The following is a 24,976-nucleotide window of genomic DNA, read 5'->3' as shown; positions in this document are numbered from 1 at the left end:
TAGATGGGCTATTTTATTACTTTTATTGAGTTTTTGCCTTAACTGACTGGCATTAATCCAAAGGATACAGTTTTTTTTATTAGTATGAATATTAGACTCAAACTTAAACAATCTTACGATTGATTAAAATTTTGCTCAAAGAACTTACGGGTGGCTTGTGTACAAGCAGTGCTGACCAGACCAGCGTGGTAAGTACTAGCTACAGTAAATTGCGCAGCATCTTCGCCCACTTTAACAGCCAATAGATCAGCCTGAGCGGCTGTTTTACCGTCGGCAAGCGCTTTTTGATAAGCATTGGTGTAAGCTTTTGTATAAGCCGTTGTAGAGACTTGATCAACCGTACCTGTAAATTTAGTTTGGACATCAGTTATTGCTGAGGTGAGCATCCATGGGTTATCTAGTGCTGAACCGATCGGGGTTATTGGATTTTGTACACGATCATCATTGTTAGTAGTATCAACATCTAGAACTGTAACGTTAAGTTTATTCGCAGAATCAGCGTTTGCTTGTTGTAATATGGCAGCCATTGAGCCACTATTCAGATCAAAAAATACAGTTGGATCTTGATTACCACCACAGATAAGCGTAGGCATTTGAGGAATGAAGTCACGCAAATCATTATCTTTTAGAGCTTTACGCAATTCATTTTGCGGGCTAGCCGCTGGTAGTAAACCATTCCCTCCCACTAAACCATCAGGATTTGACCGAACATCTGCTAGGTAAGCGGCACGAAAACTGGTTTGAATCAAATAGTTTTCTTCTGCAAAACCAAATTTATCACTGGGTGAAACAGGGTCAAGCTGAGGTATTTCTGTCGGTGCTGACTGAAATAAAGCGGTCTTTGGTAATTTACCAGTCTTTATCAAGTCTTCAAAACTTGATGTTGTTGGTAGCTTAGTATCCGCATACTGTTTGGAAAAAATTTCCGTTGGATTGCGATAAATTTTATTATCTACTTTTTGCAAACTCACAGCTAATAACGGAACGAAGGCAGTGGCGCCAGCATTCACATTACCTGAAACTATAGCATCACCAAAAGCAGCTAGGGCATAAGGCCCTGATGATGGTGCAATGGCGGTAACAACTCTATTTTGATCCTGTAATAAACGAGCCGTCGCCATAGCTACGTGCCCGCCTTGTGAATAGCCGGTTATGAATAACTTACCAGAATCTTTGACCTTGACATAGTTAGCATTATTGGCAGTTTGCTGTTGTTTAATAAGCGCACGCGCCGTATCTAGTGCAGTGACCATCTCCTCTGATTGCTGCTTTGCATTTAAGTAGGGATGATAATCTAAAGTAGAGGTATCGTACCCTGCATAGTTTGGTACGACTACAATATAACCTTGCGCTGCGAAGTTCGCGGCCATCAGCGTGGCTCTAACACCTGCTGGATTATCAGTATTACCCACTTGCGTGAAATCATAGTTTTTTTCAGTCGCTGTACCGTGGGCATGTAATAATACAGGACGGTCACCTTGACACTTATCAGCACTACCACTGGGTAGCATCAAAGCAGCCGTTGCATTGGTTGCCTCACCTGCTGACCCTTTAGTTTGGTAGCTAATTTTTTCTACGGTTACACCGCAAATAGCATCTGGTGTTACTGCTTTACCTATTTCTGAGGCTTCTTCCAACTCTTGATCTATTTGAGCAGCAGTAAAAGAGGCGATATGTTGGGGCGTATTATTAAAACCAATCTTATCATTATCGTCATTACAACCAACGAGCAATAAGCTACTGGCAATGGCGATCGATAATAGACCACGCGTCATGGCGGGTTTGTTTATAATGGATGAATTGGGTAAGACCATGATTGCTATCCTTAGCAGTGATAAACAGAAAATTGCCTGAAATCCTAGGCAATGGACAAGTGTAGTTTAGTTTAGATACTTTAATAAAAAACTATACTTCAACCGTACTATTTATACGCTAAAACCCTATTAAAATCCAATAAAAGTTATAAACAACCCTTGCAAATACTTTAGATAAAACAGAGCACTTTATGAAACAAAAAGAGAGCCAAGCAAGCAGTCCATCCATTCATCACGCAACTAGCCAGCCAAGCAAACAAGCTATCATACCGCCCATTGCACAATCTGATACGCGCACAGACCGCAGCTTTGACGCGATTGCCGATCATTTTGAAAAAAAGGTTTATGGCGGCTTAAAGGGCGACATTCGTTTGGCCGTATTGCGCCGTGATATTTTTATCTATTGTACGCAGATGAGCCAAATGCTTGGGCGACCGTTACGTATTCTAGATGTCGGCGCAGGTCTGGCGCAAATCGCCATTGAGCTTGCGGCTCAGGGACATAAGTTGGTGATCAATGATATTTCAGCCAATATGCTGGAGAAAGCGCAAGCAAACGCTGAAAGCGTCGAAAAGGATTTAGATATTAGGTGGTATATTTGTCCGTATCAAGCGCTTGAAGAAAAGCTCGCGAGTAACACGGAAAAGTTTGATTTGATTATGTGTCATGCGCTGCTTGAATGGTTGGCAGAACCGGCCGCTGTGATGGATTTTTTTGATAAGCACTTAACTGAACATGGCGCGCTATCGCTGTGCTTTTATAATCCGGCAAGTTTTGATTATCGCAATCTTATTATGGGTAATTTTAACTTATTAGATAATACAGAGTATAAAGCGGACAATAAAAAAAGCCTCACACCCAATCATCCGGTCGCTAAAGAAGAAGTAGAATCGTGGCTAAAGACGCATGAGTATCAAACCATACTTGCCAGTGGCTTGCGCGTATTTCACGATTATGCGCCGCTCAAACGTGGCGGTCATAATGACCCTGATGCGGTAATACGTATGGAGCTACGCTACTCACAACTCGAGCCGTATAAATGGCTGGGACGTTATCTGCATATATTGGCAACGCGCCAAGTTTAAGGCTCTCGCTACGCTTAAAGAGCAGCGTTAACTTTAAAACTGATAACTATCTGATTTCTTCCACGCGCTCGGATCTATCATACTCTGACCAGGTGGTGGCATTGATGTCTTTTTCATCAAACACTACTACATGCTCTAAGATAGGCAAGATACCAATTTGCGAGCCAATCTCATGGTTATGATGACTGGCAACTAAGGACAATACGGTTTGACCGTCAGCAAGCTGTAAGCGATATAGATAGTTTGCCCCGCGGAATACGCGTCCGACGACTAAAGCCGTCTGCGCACTTTCATCGTCATGGACGATATCATCAGGACGTACCAATACTTTAATCGGTGTGCCGTTCGGATAGTCGTACTCGCAATATAGTGGCTGCCCTAACTCGTCATAGACTTCCATGCGCCGATAAATATCACCAAGTACGGTTTCGACATGACCTTCTTTGATAATGCCGTCTATCATTGCCCCTTCGCCGACAAACTCAGCGACAAATGGGCTGATTGGCTCATGATATAGCTCACTTGGCGTGGCCCACTGGACCAATTTACCTTTATCCATGACCCCGACTTTATCCGCTAAAGCAAAGGCTTCGTTTTGATCATGGGTGACCAAAATAGCGGTGGTATTGGTACGTTTAAGGATATCACGCACGCTCATCGCCAGTGATTCACGTAGTACCACATCTAAATTAGAAAACGGTTCATCAAGTAGCAAGAGTTTAGGCTTTGGTGCCAACGCACGTGCTAATGCCACCCGCTGCTGCTGACCACCCGATAGCTCATTAGGACGTTTATCGGCATGTTCCGTCAATTCGACAAGTGCTAGCATTTCTTTAACACGCGCTTTTTTGTCAGCAGCCGACCATTTATTAAGACCGAAAGCGATATTCTTTGCCACGCTTAAATGGCCAAATAACGCATAATCTTGAAAGACCATGCCCATACCGCGCTTGGCTGGCGCGACCGCAAAGGTGGTGCGCGCTGTCTGCTCGGTCAGACGTTGATTACTTAAGCGAATTTTGCCACCGCGGCTTTGCTCTAAACCAGCAATTGCCCTTAACGCCGTGGTTTTACCGCAGCCGCTATAACCTAAAAAACAGCCTATTTCACCTTGCTGTAAATCGAGCGTCAAACCATTAACGATAATCGTATCGTTATAGCCAACGATTAAATCTTGGACGCTAAAGTAAGCGTCATCAGCGCTGGTGTTGTTAGTCGATGCTTTAATAGCTTGGTTATCTTGCGATTGGCTCTGTTCTGCTGCTTCTTGATTTGAGACAGTCTGATTTATAACGCTTTGATTTAAAGTACCTTGTTTTGATATGCTTTGTTTTAATATATTTTGTTTTGCTGTATTTTTAGGCAAGCTTCTATCTGCTTGCAGCTTTGCTACTTGAGCTTTGGTTAATAAAGTCGTCGGTGGTTTTTTCACATGCTCCGGTCTTGGCTTGCCGCCCACCTTGACGGATTTAGGCGCTGCTGGATTGGTTGAATCGTTCATCAAGTTAGTATACATAGACGGTACCAGTAAGCTATTAGTGAATAAAACCCATCATTGACGCGGTATTTGGTATGGCTTTTTTAAAATACTTCTTTTTTAACTAGGGCTTTTTGATTAAGGCTCTTTGATTATAGCGCTTCGATTATGGTTGCTTAATGATAAAGGCGTTTAACCTTGTTTATCACTTTGACGCAGCAATATCCAAACAGGAATAAGACCAACCAGTACAATCAACAAACTTGGCAAGGCGGCGCGTCCCCACATGCCTTCACTGGTCATCTCAAACACTCGTACTGCCAGTGTATCCCAGCCTTGTCGCCGCGTCATCAAAGTAATCGGCATCTCTTTCATAACTTCGACAAAACCCATTAATAACCCAGTTAACACCCCAGGGCTAAGTACGGGTAGCATCACTTGCCGCCAGCGCTGATATGGGCTATCACTGAGTAATTTCGCTGCCGCTTCTTGATTGACGGTCAAGCGTTGTAGCTGACGGTCGACCGGCTGAAAGCTTACTGTCATAAAGCGTGTCGACAAGGCGAGCAGCATCACAATCACGCTGCCAGAAAAAAACTGCGTTGAGGTAATACCAAAAGCTATCAGCTGATTATCAAGCCACGCAATCGGAATAAATATCCCAACCGCCAAGACCGTACCCGGCACCACATAGCCCAAATTGGCTAAAGTAGTCATGAGTTTGGTCGATTTATCCGGATATTGACGCTTGACCCACGCAATAATAATCGCCAAAAATGCGATAAATATCGTCGTCATACTGGCAACCATAAGACTATTGCTAACAAAATCAATATAACGCGCGTCAAAGTCTTGCTGGAAGTTTAAAGCGGTCCAATAAAGCAGCTGCAAAAATGGAATCAAAAACGCTATTAAAAATACCAGCGTACAAAGTAGCGCCATGCCCCACTTCGCAGGTTTACTGGCTTCAAAACGCTGGCTACTACCTTGCGTCACCGTATTACCACGCTTGGTTTGCCAATACTGCTCAAACAAGACGACGATAAAAACCACGCCGATTAATAATGCGGCCAACTGCGCGGCAGTGGTTAGACTAAAAAATCCAAACCATGCTTTATAAATCGCCGTGGTAAAAGTATCGACATTAAAGACCGATACCGCACCAAAATCTGCCAGCGTTTCCATGCTAGCAAGCAGCAAACCACCAATGACCCAAGGCAGCGCCTGTGGTAATGCCAGCCGAAAAAACACCTTACTACGAGTTAAGCCAAGCATCTGCCCCGCTTCAATCGCGCGCCTGCCTTGCGATAAAAACGCTTGGCGTGCCAGCAAATAGACATAAGGATAAAATGCCAACGACAATACCAAACCTGCGCCCCAAACATTACGTACCGAGGGAATAGCGGTGGTAAAACCAAACTCCCTTAACGCCGTTTGCAGCGGTCCACTAAAGTCAACGATACCGACAGTGACAAATGCTAAGACATAAGCGGGCATCGCTAATGGCAGCATCAGCGCCCACGCAAAAAACCGCTGTCCCGGGAAGCGGTACATACTGGTCACCCACGCAAGTGCCGTGCCGATAATGCCAGAAATCAGTGTCACCATCAGCAATAAAATGACGGTATTTTTTAACACTTGCGGCAACACATATTGACGCATGTGGGTCCAAATATCAGCGACCGGCTGCGTCCACGATAATAGTACGATTAAAATCGGTACTAGCATAAACAACGAAATCAGTCCTAAGACTGATTTCGAGATAATACGTTTGCGGACGACATGGTCTTGACTGATAGACGGGCTATTATTGTCGTTATTAGCTTCATTGACAGTATTGTCTTGTTTAGCAGACGCTTCTGGCATTGTTATCATAAATTGTTACCGAGTCATACGCATAATGACGCGATTAGATGCTAGATGACTAAACATCTAATCGCTAAAAACCAACCGCTCAGCGACTTGTAGCCTGTTATTTATAACCCGCTTTATCCATCATTTGAATGGCTTGGGTTTGTAGCTCACCAAACTTCTGCACGCTGATACTGTCTTGTTTAAACGGACCCCAAGATCTGAGTAGCTCTGACTCATCGATACCTACTTTTACAGGATACTCTTTATCAGAACTGGCATAAAGACCTTGCGCCTCATCAGAAGATAACCACTCCATCAATTTAAGCGCACCATTTGGATTGTCTGAGTTAGCGATAACCCCAGCGCCAGAGATGTTGACATGAGTACCAGTCGTACCTTGGTTCGCCCAAAATATTTTTACAGGGAAATTTGGTTTTTCATCAAGCAGGCGACCATAATAATAGCTGTTAGCAATACCCACTTCACACTGACCAGCGGCAATCGCCTCTAACATACTGGTATCATCACTAAAGACGTCTGTTGCTAAGTTAGCTACCCAACCACGAATAATTTCTTCTGTTTTTTCTTCGCCCAGATTTTCCATCATGCTTGCAACCAATGATTGGTTATAAACAGCTTTTGATGAACGCAGACAAAGTTTGCCTTTCCATTTTGGATCGGCCAAATCTGCATAAGTAGATAGTTGGTCGGCGCTAACTTTGCTTGGATCATAAAAAATTGTACGCGCGCGCAAAGACAGACCTGTCCACTGACCTTTTGGATCACGGTATTTAGCAGGAACATTGGTTTCTAAAATAGTAGAAGACACAGGTTGCAATAAGCCCTGCTCCGCTGCTTGCCATAAATTACCCGCGTCAACGGTTAATAACATATCCGCAGGCGTGTTTTTACCTTCCGCTTGCAGACGCGCCATCAATGGGCCGGTTTTATCGGTGACCAGCTCAATTTTAACGCCTGTTTTTTCGGTATATTTATCCAATAACGGTTTAATCAACTGCTCATTACGTGATGAGTAAATAGTAACGGTTTGCCCACCAGCGGCCGTTGCGTCATCATTTTTCGCCACTTCTTGCTCAGTGCCAGATTGTTCAGCAGTGGTTGTAGTGTCAGCATCTACGTTTTCTTCTGGCGTCGATGAGTTACTACAGCCCGCAAGACCCAACATCATGCTAAATACAGCAATAGGTAAAGTAAGCTTACTAGAAGATAGATTTGCACTGATAGCAGTTAATGACATGGCATTCCCCATAATGGTGCTACGGATAAGTGAGATAAGACGACATTAAAATCATTAGAAAATGATTAAACAGCGGGATTAATAAGACCTTAATATCTAAGACACATTATACTAATAGAAATGAGATTAATTATCAATACATTTATCTGGCCCTGCTGTGCCGATAAACTGGTCTAATTTTTAACAAGATATCAATGATTTATGTATCTGCCTGAGCTTAATCTCGACCTTGTAGCAGCCATTGTCCCAAAATGACATTGACCGCCGCTTCGGTACGTAAGATGCGTGGCCCGATATTAACTAGCGTACATCCTTGCTCAGCAAGCAACTCAATCTCATAATCATTCCAGCCACCTTCAGCACCGATAAATACCATACTTGGTAAAACCGATTCATGAGCTGTCTTAGGTTTTGCCAGTGGTTGCTGGACATATTGCGCAAATGACAGCGCGCTATAAGGATGAGCAACGATAGCGCGATTGGTGATTAAACTTGCAAGCTTATCTTCGACAAAGGGTTTAAAGCGTTTTTGCAGGCTAATGCGCGGCGCAATTGTGTCCACGCCTTGTTGCAACCCTTCTAACACAAACTCGTCAAGGCGAGCTAGCATTGGACTTTGCCAATAGCTTTTTTGCGTACGGTAGCTATTGATAAGAATAATATCGTTAACGCCGAGTGCGGTCATATCCATGATTAGGCGGCGTAACACCTTTGGCCGTGGCAATGCCAACACCACCGTAAGATTAAGCTTTGGTGGCGGATTGATGATCAGCTTTATATCACTTAGCTGAATACTGTCAGGCGTAATATTTTTAATGATAGCGCTACCAAGCTGACCACCAAGCTGACCAATTTTCAACCTATCGCCTACTTGGGCATTTAGCACTTTATTCACATGAGCAATTTGCGCCAAATCACTGATATACGCAGACGCGTTATCATGTTGAAAGTTGGTCGCTGGTAATAATATACAGTTCATAGCGTCACTTATATCCGCTGTTAATTCACGTCTTGGCTCAGGTCTTGCTCAAAAGATGGTTGAGCGTATTGTTCAATAACACCTTCAATCATCGATAGCTGCCGATGCAAGACTGCTTGCTGCTGCTCGGTCATTGCTGCACCCGCTCGCCCTGCCTGTTTTGCTAAGGATAGATGACTGAGCCAATACTTTAGCTGCTGATAAAGAAGATTGTCATCATCATCTGAAGAAGATTGTTTACTCTCAGAGCGATGCGGCTGTAATAGCGGCTGAGATACTTGGCCATTCGCACTAATCGCGCTATAAAACACATTATTTGGTTGATATAACGCTCCAACGCTAGCAAGCTTATCAACCACACTTTGACAAGATTGGGTATAAGCACCCATCAATACTGGCGTTGCTACGCTTGCCGGCTCAACGGGATTATGTCCGCCAATATCGACTAATGAGCCGCCTACCAATGCCACATCGGCAAGCGCATACCAGCGCATCAACTCACCCATACTATCAGCGAGATAGACTTGAGTATTTGCGCTAATGGCATCTTCAGCACTACGCCGCGCCATCGCCAATCCTGATTTTTCAATCAGCTCTGCCACTTCATCAAAACGCTCTGGATGTCTTGGCACGATAATCAGCAAACTATTAGCTAATAAAGGGTTAGATAGGATTTGCTGCTGCCATGATAATACGATCTCTTCCTCACCGCTATGGGTGCTTGCTGCCACCCAAATCGGACGATCTGCTATGCCTAAATCTAAGTCCAAGTCTGCGCCATCGTTTATTATTTCAGCTGTTTTTATATTATCGTCATTGTTATTGTCATTTTTTGGCTTTGGCGTATTGATTACCCATTTTAGCGAACCTGCCACCCGAATTTGCGCGCTATGAGCGCCCAATTGCCGAAAGCGTTTTGCCGATTCATTATCCTGCGCAATAATCAAACTCAAATTCTTCATCATACTGGCACTGACAGCGCCAATTTTTTGATAGCTTTTAAAAGAAGACGCCGACAGCCGTCCATTGACCAAAACACTTGGAATATGATGCTCGGACAGTTTGGTTAAGATATTGGCCCAAAGCTCGGTTTCTACAAACAGGGCGGCGACGGGTTGTACATGTCCTAAAAATGTCTCAATCACCGCAGGGCTATCGACAGGAACATAGCTATGGCTTAAGCGACCTTGGGCAATATCATCGGCAAAGCGGCTGGCACCGCGCGCATATCCAGTCTGCGTGGTATTGGTCAACCATATCTGATAGCCTTTTGCCAATAGCGCATCCAGCAAAGGCGCGACAGTATTGGTCTCGCCTAAAGAGACCGCATGGCACCAAATGACTTTTTTGCCATTGCTCTCTTTAAGATTGCCATTTTCGTTGGCAGTCGCATTAGGTTTAACTTTGGCATTAGGTACAGGCGGCGCAGGATAGCGCTTACCAAAACGCTGCTCGACTTCTTGCTGATAATTATCACGCTTATGCGAGCGGCGCCATACTTGCAGACGATAGAGCGGTTTTAGCAACCCAATCGTTACTTGGTAATAAACAGGCGGCTTATAAACAGCTCGGCTTTGTATCGGCTGAGTCGACTTATCAAAAGAGGGTAAGGAATTATCAGAAGATGGCATGAAGAAGCCCAGATTAGTAATGGATCGGACGATAGGAGGTGACGTTATAAAATGACAATAAAAAATGCCAATAAAAAACGCGCCAATTCTACCTGAATTTAATGCTAAACAATAGTTTTAAAGCACTTGCTATCAGAAACAAAGATTTAAAAACGAGGATTTAAGAGCTAGAATTTAAAATAAGTATTTAGACAATAATGAAGATTAATATAGCAATAACAATGATTACCGCAAACAATAGCTGATAACGTTTGAGGCTATGCTGCTCTTGTTTTTGTGTGCTGATTAACGTTTGCGCTTGCCGCCATTGGCTCATCAAACTGGCCGCTTCTGGATGACCATTTTTGGCCGCTTGCTCAAGCCAGTATTTCCCATTAGTCATATCTTGCGGCACGCCAAATCCTTGATAGTAGAGCTTACTTAATAGGCGCTGGGCACGGCTGTCGTTTTTGCTCGCGGCTTTCTGAACCCATTCTACGCCTACTTCCATACCAGCCACTTTATCCGTATTTATTCCTTCACTAAGCAGCTCATACATCGCCAAACGTAGCATCGCCGCGCTATTACCTGCATGGGCAGCGTCTTGCAATCTTGTTAGGGCTTGCTGCTTTGCTACCAAATGCTTTGCTGAAAACATAACTTGCGCGCGCGGTTTCTCTTGCTTAGCAATATGCTGCTCAAATTGATCTAAAACTTTACGGGCTTGCTCATACTCTGTCTTGCCAGCGCTTTGGGCGACGTCTATTTCATCAAGCTCTATCAGCAATTGAGTAAAAAGTTCTGGAGTTGGTGCGGGTTTTACTGTTGGTTTTACTGCAACTTCTTTTAACGCTGCTTGTGAAGATGCTACTGACGCAGTTTCTGCCGTTATAGTTTGTACAGTGGAGCTTTCTAATGAAGCGGTCGATAAATTAGGCTTTGCTGATACCGCCTCTGTTTGGACAACTTCAGGTATTGTTTGCAGCCCGTTATCAGCATTACTATTAACACGATTTGTATAAATGTCTTGTCTGTTATGCTGAGTCGTTCCTACTTCAGTCACGTTTTTATCAGCAGGTGGTGCGCTGTCTACGGGTAATATATGGGTATTATCAATGGCGTTTGGTAGTCTTGCACTCACTGCTTGATATAGCCCGCTTGCCACTTGACCACCTTGCACTGCTTGAAACGCTCTATCAATATGACCAAACAGCCGCAGTCCTATCGGCTCTAAAGCAAAAAATAGCGAGTCAGTCATATTAAACTGATTATTAACCTCACCATCATCGCGATAAACCACGGCCATATGCTGATAAAAATCATCGGTCAGTAGCGGTAAGGCCGGATAGCGCTTACGTAGCTCAAACTCACCGAACCAATGCGGCGTATTTTGCCATTGCTGTGCCAATACGCGCCCGGCATAAAATGCCAAAAATACCATAAAATTACGATAGCGCTCATCTATTAATAGCGCCGCTTCATCCCAGCTGCCCGACCTAACCATATCGCGGCGTATCTGCGACAGCAAAGTATCTACGCGCTGTAAACTTGCCAGCGACTCATCGAGTGTGCATCGATGCAATTCCGTTTCATAAGCCATGCCGCCGGCAACAAAACGGCCAGCTAAAAAATCTTGCCAATAGCCTGCTGCGATGTAATCAAGCGGTGTTAAGGGCGATGCAGACATAAGGCGAGCCTATCTTTTAAAGTTGAGCGTTTTGAAAACCAACATTTCAAATCATAATAAAAATAAGATGGTAATAAAAATAAGTAGTTTACCTTAACCTAAAATCAAAAGCGCTACAATAAAGGACTAAATAAGCGCACCACATTATCAAATAAGCGCTCTGCCCCGTGGCGCTCTTGCCATTCTTCTAAGCTTAAAAACCGACAACTCTGCAAGTAAACTTCTTGGCAATCAGCAACCTGCGCGACCATTTCTGGCGTATAAATCGCTAAGCTGACCTCCATATTTAAATAAAAACTGCGCATATCAATATTTACCGTACCAAACAGACAATAATCATCGTCAATAACCACGGTTTTAGCATGCAGCAGTCCACCTTTAAATAAAGCAATGGTTACCCCGGCTTCGAGTAGCTCTTGATAATACGCTTGCGAGGCATGCTGCACCAAAAATGAATCTACCTTTTCGGGCACAATAATCGTCACCTCAACCCCACGTTTAGCCGCCGTAGTCAACGCCCCTGACAAGGCTTCATCGGGGACAAAATACGGCGTGGTAATGCGAATGCGTTTATTGGCGCGATGAATCACCGTCATCAAGGTATTATAAATCACGTGCGCCGTCACTTGCGGCGCCGAAGGTATCAGCTGCGCTAACACATTCTCAACGACTGGCATACGCGGTATCACAATCGATGTCGACCCAATCTCGGGTAGCTCATCTGTATCGCTAATCTCGTCTAATACTTTAACGCGGCTATTGATATCATTAATAGTCGGACTCATGACATAAAGCTTACGCGTATAGTTATTCACGCGGTGATTGAGCGCATCGAGATTGTCTTTATTTTCTGCGCCAATATCGGTGACCACTACTTTTGCCATCGCTGTGGCAATATTTATCGGCTCTTGACTGACGCTGCGTATCGCCACATCAATCCATTGACCGACATTTTTATTTTGTTTAAAAAACTTTGGATCTACCAAGTTAAAGCTACCGATATAGCCTATATGTTCGTCAATGACGATAATTTTGCGATGATTACGCAAATCTGAGCGTTTAAATAGGGTTTTAAACAAACCAACCGGTAGCGACTGATGCACAAAAACCCCGGCTTCTTCTAACATGCGATGCTGTTTACTATTAAAAAAGCTAAAACTGCCCACACTATCCGCCAAAATATGGCACTCTATGCCGCGCCGCGCCGCTGCCATCAGCGCATCCATGACGTCGAGTATCTGACCTTTTGGATAAATAATATAAAACTCCATCAGGATAATGCGCTGAGCGGCATTAATATCTTCAATCAAGCGCCCAAAGATCGCACTCGGTGTGGTCAATAATTGCATTTGATGGCCGGGAAACACCCCAAAACCTGTCCAGCGCGTACCGATTTTACTGACCCCACGATAATTATCGGGTAGCAGCTCTTGACCTTCATCAAACACCATTTGCTCACGCTTAGCCATATCATTCATTAGTAGCCGCGCCTGATTCATACGCGCACGATAACGCCGCCCAATCATCGGCTCACCCAATAAGATATAAGCAATAAAGCCAACCAAAGGCAAAGTATAAAGCACGGCAACCCAAGCAATCGATACCCCGATATTGCGCTGTACCGAGACGATACGCAGGGTCATGACGATCATCAAAATCACGTGCAATATCAAACCCAATCCCGCAAAGTCTCCTACCGACCATGTCGTAAAGTAGTCTTCAATAGACAGAGCTTCTATATTAAAATTATCTATGCTCACCTCCATGACCCTATATCACTCAAATCATTCATCTATTAATTAGTTATTAGCCCGCTGTTTTATTAAGTAGACGCCCTATAAGTAGACGTATTGTTCGTTAGATGCAAAAAGCTTTATCAGTATAGTGGCTTTTAGCGAGCACGCAATAGCCAACTATGTAGCGGTTATATGGTCTATAAACACCCTAATTACGGCTTAATGTGACGGTTAATAAAATTTATTAGCCATAATTTTAAAAATACTTAAAATAATATTTGACAGCCATGTGTAAATGTATATAATACACACCCACAGCAAGGGTGATTAGCTCAGTTGGTAGAGCGTCTGCCTTACACGCAGAATGTCGGCGGTTCGAATCCGTCATCACCCACCACTCATTTAGCGAGTGGGTCTTTTAGAAGACGACATGCTAAAGACGACCTAAGCAGCGGTAGTTCAGTTGGTTAGAATACCGGCCTGTCACGCCGGGGGTCGCGGGTTCGAGTCCCGTCCGCTGCGCCATATTTAAAACTTGGTTTTTAATTGCATTATTAAGTACAAAGTTTCAACCTCAAGTATTCATTTACTTGAGGTTTTTTTGTGTTTGTTGATTTGTATTAGCTATTAATTGCTACTTAGCCTATATCATTTTATCTAAAAACTTCTCTTTAAAATCCCGTACGGAACAGCGTACCAACCACGACGAACGCCACTGAAAATAACGTCACCAGAATAATATTGATGGCAAACCCATTCAAATTATTAGCGGATAAGCGTGGTATGACCCAAAAGCGCGCATGCATCGCGACTAGTGCCGTCAGTAATAACAAACTCAGCTTTATACCAATCAAGACACTGATGTCATTATCAAAGGCAAACCACATCTCTATGTTAGGTAATATCTTATATACCATCCATAATCCAGTGATGATTTGAATGGCTAATGCCGGCATACCAATTTTTTCAAACTGCCCCTCAAATTGTAACAATGCGTCTAAATTACGTGAAGATAGCACTTTTGGCAACACCACTAATGCTAGTATTAAATGACCACCTGTCCAAATTGCAGCCCCGAGTAAATGCAAAATTAAAAGATAGTTGAACATAGAGTATTACTCCAAATAATTAATCAATCATGACTTCTCGAAGCATTAAGGTATTTAATTATGAAACGCGCCAATCAATTGCAGCCGCTGTCACGCCAACACCATCTTGGGCTTAATCTGTCTCGCCATGCCAAAGAAAGCTTGGATGAACCCAAAGAAATTGCCAAACATTGGGACAATCTCACCTCTTATATTAACGATATGGCTTATCACTTCCAAATTGAAGACAATTTAATTGCTAATGCGCTAGAGCCGTACCGCGCTACTGAATCCGATGTGGCGTCAGTACTCAATACCCTTGATGGACAGCATAAGCAATTACATCAACTGATAAATATGGTCGAACAATCGCAAAAATCTGGCAATAAAGAGGTCAGCGTGGCACAAGTTCATGAGCTTGGCACCCTATTATACGACCATATTCGCTTTGAAGAGCGCGAGTTATACCCGACGGTAGAAAAATATTTGTCGGAAGCAGAATTAGATGCGGTTTATGAAGCCAGCCCTGATAGCATTAAGCGACCTGATGAGAGTCGCTAATATACTCTTAAAGGATTATCCCAATAAGCTTTCATTCAAAGTATCATTGAAACAAAAAGCCCGCAAAGAAACGAGCCATATTTCGGCTTTCGTTTCGTTAACGGGCTTTTTACTTGTTCTTAAATGGTTATTTCTAAAGATTGATTTTTAAGGCACCAATCTTTAAACATGACGTTAAGGCATCAACTTAAAGAAATGCTGACGATAATGTTTTAGTTCGCGAATAGAATCGCGAATATCATCTAAGGCTAAATGGCTGCCGCCTTTTTCAAAGTTCCTTAAAATATCTGGACGCCAGCGGAAACACAGCTCTTTAATCGACGACACATCAAGGTTGCGATAATGGAAGAAGCGCTCAAGCTCGGGCATTTGGCGGGCTAAAAAGCGGCGATCTTGGCAGATTGAGTTACCACACATCGGCGACTTGCCACTATCGACCCATTTATTCAAAAACTTAATGGTTTCCGCTTCTGCTTCTGCTAAGGTCACGGTACTACGGCGCACGCGGTCGACCAAGCCTGACTGGCCATGCTGCTTGGTATTCCAGTCATCCATTTTATTTAACACTTGATCGGATACCTTGATTGCGAAAACAGGTCCTTCGGCAAGGACGTTTAAATCCTCATCGGTCACTACGGTCGCAATCTCGATAATCTCATCATTTAAGGTATCAAGTCCGGTCATTTCTAGGTCAATCCACACCAACCCTTTTTTACCTTGGTTTTTGATTTTAATTTTATTGGGATGGTCGTCGGTACTCATAAAATATCCTATGGTCAATAAACTTTGGCACAACTTATGAGCCTTGTTAATCAATTAAACTGACTCTAAATGGTCAGGCTAAAATCATATGCTTTGCACTTGGTTGGCTATAATGCCTAATAAAACGAAAACATTACAAAACCACTATCTGCTAGCGGCGCTTTAGGCTGTATGTTAGCAAATTTTCACGCTACACTTAGCAATATTTTTCTAATAGGTCACAACCCATGGCATTAATCCGGCAACGCAAACTGACTAAACAACAGATTCGTCGCATCGACAAACAACAGCTTGATAGCCAAGACAGCATCGATGACAGTTTGATGGATGGCGTGGTCATGGCGCATTATGGTAAGCAGCTAGAAGTACAAGTGACCAGCTTGCCGGCAGTAATTCCTGTGCAGCCGGAGATTGCGCCTGATGATCCTGAGCCGTTTTGGCAGGAATTAACGTTAGGCGATATTTGGCGCTGTCATGTGCGTACCAATCTGCCCATGCTAGCAGCGGGCGACCAAGTACGCTGGACTGCAGACCCTAATACCGGCTTTGGACGTATCGAATCCGTCAAGCCCCGCACCTCGCTCGTTTCGCGTCCTGACCGTTATCATAAGCTCAAACCTGTCGCCGCCAATGTTGATATTTTGGCCATTGTATTTGCACCCTTGCCTGCCGCTGCGCCGACATTGATTGATCGCTATTTGGTCGTTTGTCATCATGCGGGCGTAAAGCCACTATTGGTACTTAATAAAGCTGATCTACTGGCGCAAGAAAACGGCGTCGATACCAGTGAATTATTGGCACAATACGCGGCGCTTGGTTACGAGAGCGTACTGACCTCGGTTGCATGCCCTGAAAACATCGCTGATAGTGACGAGCAAAAAGGGCTTGATGAGCTAAAGCGCTATATCGATAAAAAACTGGTTATTTTTGCTGGTCAGTCAGGCGTCGGTAAAAGCAGCTTAATTAATGCCTTATTACCTGAATCAGCACAAAGCGTCAATATTATCTCTGAAAACTCAAAGCTCGGTCAACATACCACCACCACCAGTCGCTTATTACCATTTAATCCAGATGACTTAACCCAAGGCGGCATTGTCGACACCCCTGGTATTCGTGAGTACGGTATTTGGCATTTAACGCCTGATGATATTATCTCAGGCTTTATCGAGCTTGCGCCACTGGCAGGTGATTGCCAGTTCCGCGATTGTCGCCATACCCATAACAGTAAAGGCTGCGCCTTGTGGCAAGCGGTTGCGGACGGCGAAGTGTTGCAGCGCCGGGTCGAAAACCTTGTCACGCTAACAGAAGAGGCGGATACTAAGCCTTATTAGCAGATATGTCTAAAGGTTACTGATAAAGGAACGACGAGATAAAGTAACGACGAAGCCATCGCCCGTTTACTATAGATGACCTTATCGGTATAATAGCGCCTTGTTCACCATCGTTGGGCTGTTATCTCAGTTTGACCGAACACTTATATTTTTGGAGGTATGGTTTGGATCGTGCGCTGGAATTTGTGGGCAACCACCCGTTTTTATTTGGTATATTAGCCGTGCTTGCCGTGCTGTTTTTTGCTATTGAAAACAAACGTAGTGGCAGAAAAATATCGCCCAACACCTTGGGTATGATGGTCAACTCGCAAAATGCGCAGCTGATCGATATTCGCGCCAAAAAGAAATTTGAAACTGGTTATATCCAAGGCAGCCGCAACATACCTTTTACTGAACTCAAAGACCGCATTGAGGAAATTCGTGCGATTGAGCAGCCAGTCATCATCGTCTGTGATATGGGTATCCAAGCAGGTGCTGCTGTCCAAATGATTGGCAAAGACAATGTCTATCGCCTAGAGGGCGGTATCGGCGGCTGGCAAGGCGCTGGTATGCCATTGGTTGGGTTAAAAGATACTAAGTCTAAAAACAAAGGCAAAGCCAAGCCAAGTTTGCATAAGTAAGACAATATTAATAGCTGGTCTTATTGACCAGCAGTACCAATTAAAAAGACACCTCTTTATCAGGTGTCTTTTTTTATACGCTAACTATGCTACCGTCAGCACTTTTTAACCAACACTGCTTGAATTTGCCATAGCCATCCCCATTTTATACGGAGCAGCAGCAAATATAGGGGTTATTTACGTATTGATAACGGATTATATTAATGACTACCCTATAATTTTTTTATCTTACTATTTATCCTATTACTTATAACAAAATTGCTCCCCCATAAATTTATAAATAAGGAATGACCATGACTGTTTCTGTGCAAGTTTATACCACTCCAATGTGCCCATACTGCTCAAACGCTAAGCAATTATTACAATCTAAAGGCGTTGATTACGAAGAAATCGGCATGCATGACATCAGCCGCGAAGAGCGCCAAGCTTTGATGCAAAAGACCAATAACTATCGCACTGTGCCGCAAATTTTCATCGGTGATACCTTTGTCGGTGGTTTTGACGAGCTTAACCAAATGAACCAACAAGGCAAGCTTGACGAGCTATTAGCCGGTTAATTTGCTATTGTCCTTTTCTGTCTATTTTTATTGTGTAAAAATAGACAGCGTTAAGAATAAAGCGTTGTGATAAAAAACATTTAAAAAAACTGCGTAAAAGACCTTGAGATAAATCTCAAACCTTAGTCTGCATTTATATTACAATGATATGTTGTTACAATGACAATCTGCCCCATTATTTGATTAACTTTTAGAGGAATGACCATGGCTGAAGAACAAGCACAACCACAATTGGCACTAGAACGCATTTATGTAAAAGACATGTCACTTGAAGTCCCAGGCGCCGCTGTATTTACTAAAGAATGGAACCCTGAGCTTGATATCAATCTATCAAGCAACGCTGAAAAGCTTGATGACGATCATTATCAAGTAGTATTGACGGTCAGTGTCAACGCCAAAAACGCTGAAGAAGCGGCATTTATCGCCGAAGTGCATCAAGCGGGCATTTTCTTATTAAAAGACATTCCAGAAGACCAAATCGGTCAAATCTTGGGTGCTTATTGCCCGAATGTATTGTTCCCATATGCACGCGAAGTGATTAGCGACATCGTTACGCGTGGTAGCTTCCCGCAGTTATTGCTTGCACCAGTCAACTTTGACCAAGCATACGCGCAAAGCCAGCAGCAAGCGCAAGTTGATGCCCAAGGTAACGCGTAAGTTTTAATCTGCTAAAGTATGAGCTAAGCTGCATTTAAACAATAGTATCTAAAAGCCGTTTACTGAATTTAAGTAAGCGGCTTTTTTATGGACGTTTTTTAGTATTTGCTTTTACGCACTAAAAAACCCTGCTGCTATTAATAACAAGCGGCAGGGTTTTGAATATAACGGTTAATCAACACGTCTATCGGCGACGTTTAAAAAACTTTAGCCTTTTAGTGCCGATAATATTTGCTGCTTAACATCATCAATGCCTTGGGTGCCATCGAATTTGTCATATTTAGGAGCATCGCCGCCCTCAGCTGCTTTTTCTTGATAGTAACCAACCAAAGCAGAGGTCTGCTGTTGATAGGTCGCTAAACGATCACGAATGGTCGCTTCTTTATCGTCCTCGCGTTGAATCAACGGCTCGCCCGTCACATCATCGATACCTTCGACCTTAGGTGGATTGTGGTCGATATGATAAACACGACCAGAACCAGCATGCTGACGACGGCCTGATAGGCGCTTAACGATTTCATCATCAGGCACGCTGATTTCAATCACATGGTCAATCGCTACGTTGGCATCAGCAAGCGCTTGGGCTTGTGGAATGGTACGCGGAAAACCATCTAAAATACAGCCGTTGACACAATCAGGCTTGGCGATGCGTTCTTGCACGAGGTTAATGATAAGATCATCAGAAACCAAACCACCAGCGTTCATCACATCTTTTGCTTGTTTGCCAAGTTCAGTACCTTCTTTGATGGCGGCACGTAGCATATCACCTGTTGAGATTTGCGGGATATCATACTCTTTAGAGATGAACTGGGCTTGGGTACCTTTACCGGCGCCTGGTGGACCTAGCAAAATAATACGCATCATTATACGACTCTCCTTAATAGATAGGATTTTGGGACTAATAAAACTTAGGGATTGGTGGGTTGCAGAGCTTACCTTACCTTGTGGCTTTCAAAAGCTCAAGTATTTTTAGTCTTGATGCGGCAAGTTACGATGACTTATCTGTTCATCAGATAAGATTGTGCGGGTTGTGCGCCGCCAAAAGTATGACGGCGCACATTTACTAAGTATTCAATTTTTACAATATATCTATCAAGGAACTTGTTGATTAATCGCCACATTGACCTGATTTTGGTCAGCGCTAATGACAACAGGATTACCGGTTAAATCACCGGATTCAGCATCGGCGGTGCCGCTATGGCTAATACGCGCAATGACAGCAAGCTGGACTTTATCGCCTCGAGCAGACGCAAGCGTACGTTCAGGCATCATGGCGTCTAAATCACTTAGGCTAATAGTCGCCTCTCCCTGTTTAATGACGCTAATCGGTAAACGCTTGGCAGCGAACGGTGGCCCACCTTTGACATCACGAATAGCGACAAATAACACATCGTCTGCTTTTACTAATGGTAGCAAACTTGCATTAATAGAGACCGTAACCTCAACGCCCTCAGATGCCTGCTGCTGCTGAGCGCTGACATTGGCGCTCAATTCATCAAGGCTTGCCAGCGCTTGGCTATGGTCGCCCGGTTTGGCGGCAATACTGGCGCGCAAACGCTTAATCCATCCTTGTGCTTGCTCAAAGTTATTGCCACGCGCCTCACCCATTGCCATCAGCATTTGGGCGCCTTCATGCTGTGGATTTTTTGCCAGTACGTCTTGTAAGACGCGGCGGCTATTGGCATCGAGCTGGCCTTTATTGGCAAAAAAGCTGATTTGCGCATAAGTGGTGGCGATCTCTTCATTGCCTGGCGACAAACGATAAGCACGCGATAAGGCTTCAAGCGCTGAGTCGGTTGCTTCTAATGATAAAAACAGCTCAGACAGACGCATCCAGCGATCAGGATCATCAGCATGACGATAGACGTTGGTCTGCATGGCACTGATAAGCTGCGTACCGTCTTCAATCGCCCAAGCAGGCGGCTGATCGATTTTACCAGTCAATAAGTCATCTGCCACTTGTCCGACTTTATCTTCAGCCACCCATAAGTCAAATACTGACGTACGGTCACTGATTAAAAAATAAGCCAATCCTGCCAATACCGGCACCCATATCATGATAATCAAACGACTTTTGTAACTTGGCGCTACCATGGGCGTGACTGTGCGCTGCGCGTCCAGTAATTGGCGCTCAAGCTCGAGCTTTTGATTGCGGTAATGGACGTCATCGATGGTGCCGCTGTCTTTATCGGTTTGCAGCTCTGTTAGACGCTCACGGAATACGGCAACGTTGATGTCTAGCAGTTGGTTGTCAACGGGCTTGTCGCGCAAGCGTGAGGCGCGTAGCCATGGCATGATAGCGATAACGGCCAGTAGCAGCGCAATAAATAAGCTTAGGGCAATAAATAAGCCAAAAGTAGAAGATAGGGTCATTTTTTGTCCTCTGTACTGGTGATAACAGCTTCGCTTTTAGCATTGCTATTGCTATTGCTATTGCTACGCGACAATAAACGATCAAGCTCCGCTTTTTCTGCCGCCGATAACGCTGCGGCGCTGTCTATATTAATCGCACTTTCACCGCGCGCCACGCGCTGGCTACGTTTACTTTGCCAAAACCAGCCAATGATTAGCACAATCAATAATAATGGCGGAAAAAACCACAGTATCCAAGTCGATGGGCGCACAGGCGGCTTGTAAGTAATAAAGTCGCCATAACGCTCTTGCATATAAGCGCGTATCTCAGCATCACTACGACCCTCTTTGATCATGTCGTACGTTTTTTGCTTTAAATCTTGTGCGATGGGCGCATCAGAACCTGCCAAATTTTGGTTTTGGCATTTGGGGCAACGCAGCTCCTCGATAAGTCCGCGATACTGCGCTTCTTGCTGCGGCGAATCGAAGTCATAAACGTCAATGGCAGCATGCGCACTGAAACTGAGGATAAAACTAAGCAAGCACGCAAGCATTAAGCCGGCTAACTTTATTATAAAATTTGCTGGTTTTATGCTTTGTGCTGACAGGCTTTTTGATGACGTGCTTTTTGATGACATCACTGTTAAAGGTATGGCGTTCATTTACACACCTCCTGAACCTGACTAGGATCGGGACTGACATTTTTCTTATCCGCTTCATTGAGCACCATCAGACAGGGCATGATGCGGCTTTGCCAGTTGCTTTCATTAATCTCACCAACAATATGCTGACGAATAATACCTTGCCCATCAACCACAAAGGTTTCAGGCGCGCCAGTTAAGCCTAAATCTAAAGCAAATTGCCCAGATAAATCCTGAATAGACATGGAGAATGGATCGCCGCCACGATTTAAATATCCTAGCGCATCACCGATGTCATCTTTGTAATTAACGCCAACCAAATTGACCCCGCGTTCCTCTAATTGCATTAAAAAAGGATGCTCAATGATACAAGTTGGACACCACGAGCCCCAAATATTCATCAAAAATGGTTGTTCGGGCAAATTGTCATTGGTCATCATACGGCTAGTATCGGACAATAATGGCAACTCAAATGACGGTACCGGCCGCTCAAGCGCAGTATTGGTGACGATATCCGTCGGCTGACCCAAACGCAGGTACAGCATAATAATAAAACCAACAAACACAATCAGCGGAATCAAAAACCATATCTTTATTTGGCTTTTTTTCATGGTCTTGGTCGTTTTGTGGTTTGCATCACCTTTATTGTCAGGCGCTTTTTGGGAAGAATTATTTGACTGACTCATGTTACTTCTCCCCTACGTGAGCTTCGGTAATAAATCCTGCTTTGTTGGCTGCCGTTTGCGTTGATGCCTTAGCCTTTTTAAAACGATAACGGCTATCGAGCATACTTAGCAGACCGCCTAAGGCCATGATAATCGCCCCAAGCCATATCCAGCGCACCAGCGGCTTGACATAAATACGTACCGCCCACTTATTACTGTCTTCTGCGATAGGCTCGCCCAGCGCTACATAGACATCACGCATGAGACTGGCATCAATTGCCGCCTCGGTCATTGGCATACCACTAATAATATAAGTACGTTTTTCCGGATACAAAGTTGTCACCGCGCGACCTTCTTTGGTCACCTCAACCTGTGCTTGCATACCATCAAAATTGCTGCCCCTGACTTCATGAAAATCTTTGACCTCAAAGTCGTAGCCTTGTACGTGCACAGTTTCATTTTCACCCAATGCCACATCGCGCTCGACACTCAAGGTGCTGGTAAACGCCACCCCGATGACGGCGACGATTACGCCAATATGAGCAGTTTGCTGCCCCCAGTAGCTCAAACGTAGCTGACGTAGTCCTTTAAAGAAACTTGGGGCGTTTTTGGTTTTGTCTTTAAAATCGACTGCCATCCAAAGTAAAACCCAAAAGCTAACCGCCAGCGTCACGCCAATATTTAACATATCAGACGGGCTAACAAAGTAGGCAATAATCGCTGCTAATAATAAACTGCTGACCGCAATGACCATACCGGCGCCTAAGAGCGGACGGCTGTCTTTTTTCCAGCGAATATTAGAACCCATGCCCATCGCTACTAATAACAGCCAAGCCAAAGGTACAAATAGCGCATTAAAGTACGGAGGACCAACAGAGACCTGACCTAAATTAAAGGAGTCAGCGATGATAGGATATAGCGTACCAAGCAGTACGACTAAGGTTGAGATTAAAATAATCACGTTATTAATGACTAAAAATGATTCACGCGATATCAGCTGATACTGACTTTCAACCGTCAGACGCCAACCGCGTACGGCAAACATCAACAGCCCGCCACCGACGATAATACCCAGAATGACTAAAATAACCAGACCGCGCGTTGGGTCGGCAGCGAACGAATGCACCGAAGTAATGACGCCTGAGCGCACAAGGAAGGTGCCCAAAAGACTCAAGGCAAAAGCAAAAATGGCCAGCATAATGGTCCACGCTTTAAAGACCCCGCGCTTTTCGGTCACGGCTAATGAATGCAGTAAAGCTAAGCCAGCTAACCAAGGCATCAATGAGGCGTTCTCTACTGGATCCCAAAACCACCAACCGCCCCAGCCAAGCTCATAATAAGCCCACCAAGAACCAAGTGCGATACCAACGGTCAAAAAGCCCCATGCAGCCAGTGCCCATGGACGCGACCAGCGGGTCCAGACAGCGTCCAAACGTCCTTCCCATAATGCTGCCATACAAAATGCAAATGGCACAGCCATACCCACATAGCCCATATACAGCATCGGCGGGTGGATAACCAAACCAAAATCCTGTAGCAGAGGGTTTAAATCGGCGCCATCGACGGGTAAATTTGGTAAAGTGCGATCAAACGGTGATGAGGTAAAGATTAACATCGCCAGCATCATCACTTGCACGCCAGCCAATATTACCAGTACGCGGGCGCGCATGGTCAATGGTAAGCCACGGCTAAAGTAGGAGACCAGCGCACACCAAGTGGCCATAATGGTCATCCATAGTAGCAGCGAACCTTCATGTCCGCCCCATGTCGCCGACAATTTATAATACCAAGGTAACAAGGTATTAGAGTGCTGGGTGACATAAACCAAGCTAAAATCATTAAAATAAAAGCCTGCCATCAATGACCCAAACGAGACAATCATGGCCGCAAACTGCGCCCACGCTAAACTCGGAGCAAGGCGCTGCCAGGCAACGTGGTCGTTCATGACACCCATGGTTGGTAATACCACCTGCAAAATCGCCAATACAAAGGCGGCCAGCAAGGCAAAATAACCCAATTCTGTGATTAACATACGGTCTAACCTTGTTTACCTTAATACGGTCATTGTTTATTTTAGAAAGCAGTATTTTTAATGCGTCTGAGAATAGTCAATAGTCGTTACTTTTAGACATTACGCCGTCATTGTCATGCTTTTTTCTGCATCTGTAGCTATCAGCCATTGTAGCTTAGAAGACTTACAGCATGGTACATTAGCGTCAACTTGTCACGTTTCTGTATCCAC

21 protein-coding genes and 2 tRNA genes are annotated in these 24,976 nt (G+C 44.3%); 8 read left to right on the top strand and 15 right to left on the bottom strand.

Annotated elements, in window-relative coordinates:
- Nucleotides 1-113: 113 nt before the first annotated feature.
- Nucleotides 114-1,814 (bottom strand): alpha/beta hydrolase family protein, encoded by a 1,701-nt coding sequence (locus tag JFC07_RS07210; protein WP_198328745.1) that lies wholly within the window; start codon nucleotides 1,812-1,814, stop codon nucleotides 114-116.
- Between the two features lie 191 nt (nucleotides 1,815-2,005).
- Between JFC07_RS07210 and JFC07_RS07205 the strand changes: the two genes are divergently transcribed.
- Nucleotides 2,006-2,899 carry a methyltransferase domain-containing protein gene (locus JFC07_RS07205; RefSeq protein ID WP_198328744.1) on the top strand — a complete coding sequence of 298 codons (894 nt, stop codon included), beginning with the start codon at nucleotides 2,006-2,008 and terminating at the stop codon, nucleotides 2,897-2,899.
- A 46-nt stretch (nucleotides 2,900-2,945) separates the two neighbouring features.
- Here the strand turns inward: JFC07_RS07205 and JFC07_RS07200 are convergent, their stop codons facing one another.
- The 7 genes from JFC07_RS07200 to JFC07_RS07170 form a co-directional block, all read right to left on the bottom strand.
- Complete coding sequence (locus JFC07_RS07200) at nucleotides 2,946-4,415, bottom strand: ABC transporter ATP-binding protein (RefSeq protein ID WP_198328743.1); 1,470 nt, start codon at nucleotides 4,413-4,415, stop codon at nucleotides 2,946-2,948.
- A gap of 153 nt (nucleotides 4,416-4,568) precedes the next feature.
- Nucleotides 4,569-6,251 carry an ABC transporter permease gene (locus JFC07_RS07195; RefSeq protein WP_068404604.1) on the bottom strand — a complete coding sequence of 561 codons (1,683 nt, stop codon included), beginning with the start codon at nucleotides 6,249-6,251 and terminating at the stop codon, nucleotides 4,569-4,571.
- Nucleotides 6,252-6,348: 97 nt separating this feature from the next.
- Entirely contained in the window at nucleotides 6,349-7,488 is a 1,140-nt protein-coding gene (locus JFC07_RS07190) for a Fe(3+) ABC transporter substrate-binding protein (RefSeq protein WP_198328742.1), read from the bottom strand.
- Nucleotides 7,489-7,705: 217 nt separating this feature from the next.
- Nucleotides 7,706-8,467, bottom strand: coding sequence for a 16S rRNA (uracil(1498)-N(3))-methyltransferase (locus JFC07_RS07185; protein ID WP_198328741.1), 762 nt, complete (start codon nucleotides 8,465-8,467; stop codon nucleotides 7,706-7,708).
- Between the two features lie 20 nt (nucleotides 8,468-8,487).
- On the bottom strand, nucleotides 8,488-10,098 hold the full coding sequence (locus tag JFC07_RS07180) for a 3-deoxy-D-manno-octulosonic acid transferase (protein ID WP_198328740.1): 1,611 nt from the start codon (nucleotides 10,096-10,098) through the stop codon (nucleotides 8,488-8,490).
- Nucleotides 10,099-10,285: 187 nt separating this feature from the next.
- On the bottom strand, nucleotides 10,286-11,764 hold the full coding sequence (locus JFC07_RS07175; RefSeq protein ID WP_198328739.1) for a tetratricopeptide repeat protein: 1,479 nt from the start codon (nucleotides 11,762-11,764) through the stop codon (nucleotides 10,286-10,288).
- Between the two features lie 113 nt (nucleotides 11,765-11,877).
- Entirely contained in the window at nucleotides 11,878-13,530 is a 1,653-nt protein-coding gene (locus JFC07_RS07170; RefSeq protein ID WP_198328738.1) for a cardiolipin synthase, read from the bottom strand.
- A 291-nt stretch (nucleotides 13,531-13,821) separates the two neighbouring features.
- On the opposite strand from JFC07_RS07170, the gene JFC07_RS07165 reads away from it, so the two are divergent.
- Both JFC07_RS07165 and JFC07_RS07160 read left to right on the top strand, forming a co-directional pair.
- Nucleotides 13,822-13,897: transfer RNA gene (locus JFC07_RS07165), tRNA-Val, on the top strand.
- Between the two features lie 51 nt (nucleotides 13,898-13,948).
- Nucleotides 13,949-14,025: transfer RNA gene (locus JFC07_RS07160), tRNA-Asp, on the top strand.
- A 146-nt stretch (nucleotides 14,026-14,171) separates the two neighbouring features.
- Here JFC07_RS07160 and JFC07_RS07155 read toward each other — a convergent pair.
- Nucleotides 14,172-14,609 carry a CopD family protein gene (locus JFC07_RS07155; RefSeq protein ID WP_068407421.1) on the bottom strand — a complete coding sequence of 146 codons (438 nt, stop codon included), beginning with the start codon at nucleotides 14,607-14,609 and terminating at the stop codon, nucleotides 14,172-14,174.
- A 60-nt stretch (nucleotides 14,610-14,669) separates the two neighbouring features.
- Here JFC07_RS07155 and JFC07_RS07150 point away from each other — a divergent pair, with 60 nt between their 5' ends.
- The gene (locus JFC07_RS07150) at nucleotides 14,670-15,149 is read left to right on the top strand and encodes a hemerythrin domain-containing protein (RefSeq protein ID WP_068407424.1); all 480 of its coding nucleotides are present in this window, start codon (nucleotides 14,670-14,672) and stop codon (nucleotides 15,147-15,149) included.
- A 174-nt stretch (nucleotides 15,150-15,323) separates the two neighbouring features.
- On the opposite strand, the gene orn is transcribed toward JFC07_RS07150, so the two are convergent.
- Nucleotides 15,324-15,911: an oligoribonuclease gene (gene orn, locus JFC07_RS07145; protein ID WP_068407427.1), complete on the bottom strand. Its 588-nt coding sequence runs from the start codon at nucleotides 15,909-15,911 to the stop codon at nucleotides 15,324-15,326.
- Between the two features lie 227 nt (nucleotides 15,912-16,138).
- Here orn and rsgA point away from each other — a divergent pair, with 227 nt between their 5' ends.
- The 4 genes from rsgA (at nucleotide 16,139) to secB (ending at nucleotide 19,076) form a co-directional block, all read left to right on the top strand.
- A complete protein-coding gene (gene rsgA / locus JFC07_RS07140; protein ID WP_068407430.1) occupies nucleotides 16,139-17,242 on the top strand; it encodes a ribosome small subunit-dependent GTPase A in 1,104 nt (367 codons plus the stop codon).
- Between the two features lie 164 nt (nucleotides 17,243-17,406).
- Nucleotides 17,407-17,862: a rhodanese-like domain-containing protein gene (locus JFC07_RS07135; protein ID WP_068407433.1), complete on the top strand. Its 456-nt coding sequence runs from the start codon at nucleotides 17,407-17,409 to the stop codon at nucleotides 17,860-17,862.
- A 293-nt stretch (nucleotides 17,863-18,155) separates the two neighbouring features.
- Nucleotides 18,156-18,419, top strand: coding sequence for a glutaredoxin 3 (gene grxC / locus JFC07_RS07130; protein WP_068407436.1), 264 nt, complete (start codon nucleotides 18,156-18,158; stop codon nucleotides 18,417-18,419).
- Nucleotides 18,420-18,623: 204 nt separating this feature from the next.
- Complete coding sequence (secB, locus tag JFC07_RS07125) at nucleotides 18,624-19,076, top strand: protein-export chaperone SecB (RefSeq protein WP_068407439.1); 453 nt, start codon at nucleotides 18,624-18,626, stop codon at nucleotides 19,074-19,076.
- Between the two features lie 207 nt (nucleotides 19,077-19,283).
- Here secB and adk read toward each other — a convergent pair whose 3' ends face one another.
- From adk to JFC07_RS07100, 5 genes are all read right to left on the bottom strand, one after another.
- A complete protein-coding gene (gene adk, locus JFC07_RS07120) occupies nucleotides 19,284-19,940 on the bottom strand; it encodes an adenylate kinase (protein WP_068407441.1) in 657 nt (218 codons plus the stop codon).
- 228 nt (nucleotides 19,941-20,168) lie between these two features.
- Complete coding sequence (gene ccmI / locus JFC07_RS07115; protein ID WP_068407443.1) at nucleotides 20,169-21,449, bottom strand: c-type cytochrome biogenesis protein CcmI; 1,281 nt, start codon at nucleotides 21,447-21,449, stop codon at nucleotides 20,169-20,171.
- Complete coding sequence (locus JFC07_RS07110; protein WP_227678272.1) at nucleotides 21,446-22,000, bottom strand: cytochrome c-type biogenesis protein; 555 nt, start codon at nucleotides 21,998-22,000, stop codon at nucleotides 21,446-21,448. Before JFC07_RS07110 ends, ccmI begins: the two co-directional genes overlap by 4 nt.
- Nucleotides 22,001-22,086: 86 nt before the next feature.
- Nucleotides 22,087-22,755, bottom strand: a complete 669-nt coding sequence (locus JFC07_RS07105) for a DsbE family thiol:disulfide interchange protein (protein WP_102077371.1) — start codon at nucleotides 22,753-22,755, stop codon at nucleotides 22,087-22,089.
- A gap of 1 nt (nucleotide 22,756) precedes the next feature.
- The gene (locus JFC07_RS07100) at nucleotides 22,757-24,766 is read right to left on the bottom strand and encodes a heme lyase CcmF/NrfE family subunit (protein ID WP_102077370.1); all 2,010 of its coding nucleotides are present in this window, start codon (nucleotides 24,764-24,766) and stop codon (nucleotides 22,757-22,759) included.
- Nucleotides 24,767-24,976: the final 210 nt, after the last annotated feature.

The organism is Psychrobacter faecalis (assembly GCF_016107575.1).
Taxonomy (GTDB): domain Bacteria; phylum Pseudomonadota; class Gammaproteobacteria; order Pseudomonadales; family Moraxellaceae; genus Psychrobacter; species Psychrobacter faecalis.
Note: the sequence above shows the minus strand (reverse complement) of the source record. Positions and strands in the feature narration are given on the sequence as shown.

Excerpts from the sequence above, each read along its gene's own strand:
- JFC07_RS07210 (WP_198328745.1), bottom strand. The coding sequence starts at position 1,814 with ATGGTCTTACCCAATTCATCCATTATAAACAAACCCGCCATGACGCGT.
- JFC07_RS07205 (WP_198328744.1), top strand. The coding sequence starts at position 2,006 with ATGAAACAAAAAGAGAGCCAAGCAAGCAGTCCATCCATTCATCACGCA.
- JFC07_RS07200 (WP_198328743.1), bottom strand. The coding sequence starts at position 4,415 with ATGTATACTAACTTGATGAACGATTCAACCAATCCAGCAGCGCCTAAA.
- JFC07_RS07195 (WP_068404604.1), bottom strand. The coding sequence starts at position 6,251 with ATGATAACAATGCCAGAAGCGTCTGCTAAACAAGACAATACTGTCAAT.
- JFC07_RS07190 (WP_198328742.1), bottom strand. The coding sequence starts at position 7,488 with ATGTCATTAACTGCTATCAGTGCAAATCTATCTTCTAGTAAGCTTACT.
- JFC07_RS07185 (WP_198328741.1), bottom strand. The coding sequence starts at position 8,467 with ATGAACTGTATATTATTACCAGCGACCAACTTTCAACATGATAACGCG.
- JFC07_RS07180 (WP_198328740.1), bottom strand. The coding sequence starts at position 10,098 with ATGCCATCTTCTGATAATTCCTTACCCTCTTTTGATAAGTCGACTCAG.
- JFC07_RS07175 (WP_198328739.1), bottom strand. The coding sequence starts at position 11,764 with ATGTCTGCATCGCCCTTAACACCGCTTGATTACATCGCAGCAGGCTAT.
- JFC07_RS07170 (WP_198328738.1), bottom strand. The coding sequence starts at position 13,530 with ATGGAGGTGAGCATAGATAATTTTAATATAGAAGCTCTGTCTATTGAA.
- JFC07_RS07155 (WP_068407421.1), bottom strand. The coding sequence starts at position 14,609 with ATGTTCAACTATCTTTTAATTTTGCATTTACTCGGGGCTGCAATTTGG.
- JFC07_RS07150 (WP_068407424.1), top strand. The coding sequence starts at position 14,670 with ATGAAACGCGCCAATCAATTGCAGCCGCTGTCACGCCAACACCATCTT.
- orn (WP_068407427.1), bottom strand. The coding sequence starts at position 15,911 with ATGAGTACCGACGACCATCCCAATAAAATTAAAATCAAAAACCAAGGT.
- rsgA (WP_068407430.1), top strand. The coding sequence starts at position 16,139 with ATGGCATTAATCCGGCAACGCAAACTGACTAAACAACAGATTCGTCGC.
- grxC (WP_068407436.1), top strand. The coding sequence starts at position 18,156 with ATGACTGTTTCTGTGCAAGTTTATACCACTCCAATGTGCCCATACTGC.
- secB (WP_068407439.1), top strand. The coding sequence starts at position 18,624 with ATGGCTGAAGAACAAGCACAACCACAATTGGCACTAGAACGCATTTAT.
- adk (WP_068407441.1), bottom strand. The coding sequence starts at position 19,940 with ATGATGCGTATTATTTTGCTAGGTCCACCAGGCGCCGGTAAAGGTACC.
- ccmI (WP_068407443.1), bottom strand. The coding sequence starts at position 21,449 with ATGACCCTATCTTCTACTTTTGGCTTATTTATTGCCCTAAGCTTATTT.
- JFC07_RS07105 (WP_102077371.1), bottom strand. The coding sequence starts at position 22,755 with ATGAGTCAGTCAAATAATTCTTCCCAAAAAGCGCCTGACAATAAAGGT.
- JFC07_RS07100 (WP_102077370.1), bottom strand. The coding sequence starts at position 24,766 with ATGTTAATCACAGAATTGGGTTATTTTGCCTTGCTGGCCGCCTTTGTA.